Source organism: Streptomyces sp. NPDC027663 (genome assembly GCF_055566415.1).
On the sequence record NZ_JBVHSK010000034.1, the window covers coordinates 1 to 1,391 of the forward strand.

Below are 1,391 nucleotides of genomic sequence, written 5' to 3' on the forward strand. Positions count from 1 at the left end.
GGACAAGCCCTCGGCCTATTAGTACCAGTCAACTCCACCCGTTACCGGGCTTCCATATCTGGCCTATCAACCCAGTCGTCTACTGGGAGCCTTACCCCATCAAGTGGGTGGGAGTCCTCATCTCGAAGCAGGCTTCCCGCTTAGATGCTTTCAGCGGTTATCCCTCCCGAACGTAGCCAACCAGCCATGCCCTTGGCAGGACAACTGGCACACCAGAGGTTCGTCCGTCCCGGTCCTCTCGTACTAGGGACAGCCCTTCTCAAGACTCCTACGCGCACAGCGGATAGGGACCGAACTGTCTCACGACGTTCTAAACCCAGCTCGCGTACCGCTTTAATGGGCGAACAGCCCAACCCTTGGGACCGACTCCAGCCCCAGGATGCGACGAGCCGACATCGAGGTGCCAAACCATCCCGTCGATATGGACTCTTGGGGAAGATCAGCCTGTTATCCCCGGGGTACCTTTTATCCGTTGAGCGACGGCGCTTCCACAAGCCACCGCCGGATCACTAGTCCCGACTTTCGTCCCTGCTCGACCCGTCGGTCTCACAGTCAAGCTCCCTTGTGCACTTACACTCAACACCTGATTGCCAACCAGGCTGAGGGAACCTTTGGGCGCCTCCGTTACCCTTTGGGAGGCAACCGCCCCAGTTAAACTACCCATCAGACACTGTCCCTGATCCGGATCACGGACCCAGGTTAGACATCCAGCACGACCAGACTGGTATTTCAACGACGACTCCACAACCACTGGCGTGGCCGCTTCAAAGTCTCCCAGCTATCCTACACAAGCCGAACCGAACACCAATATCAAACTGTAGTAAAGGTCCCGGGGTCTTTCCGTCCTGCTGCGCGAAACGAGCATCTTTACTCGTAGTGCAATTTCACCGGGCCTATGGTTGAGACAGTCGAGAAGTCGTTACGCCATTCGTGCAGGTCGGAACTTACCCGACAAGGAATTTCGCTACCTTAGGATGGTTATAGTTACCACCGCCGTTTACTGGCGCTTAAGTTCTCAGCTTCGCCCACCCGAAGGTGAGCTAACCGGTCCCCTTAACGTTCCAGCACCGGGCAGGCGTCAGTCCGTATACATCGCCTTACGGCTTCGCACGGACCTGTGTTTTTAGTAAACAGTCGCTTCTCGCTGGTCTCTGCGGCCACCCCCAGCTCAGAGCGCGAAGCTCATCACCAGGAATGGCCCCCCTTCTCCCGAAGTTACGGGGGCATTTTGCCGAGTTCCTTAACCATAGTTCACCCGAACGCCTCGGTATTCTCTACCTGACCACCTGAGTCGGTTTAGGGTACGGGCCGCCATGAAACTCGCTAGAGGCTTTTCTCGACAGCATAGGATCATCCACTTCGCCACAATCGGCTCGGCATCAGGTCTCAGC

General features: G+C 56.7%; 1 rRNA gene (running past one end of the window). It reads right to left on the bottom strand.

The window, feature by feature from the left end:
* Positions 1-1,391, bottom strand: a 23S ribosomal RNA gene (locus ACZ4SF_RS37920) (its annotated part continues 1,794 nt past the right edge of the window); the annotation flags it as partial.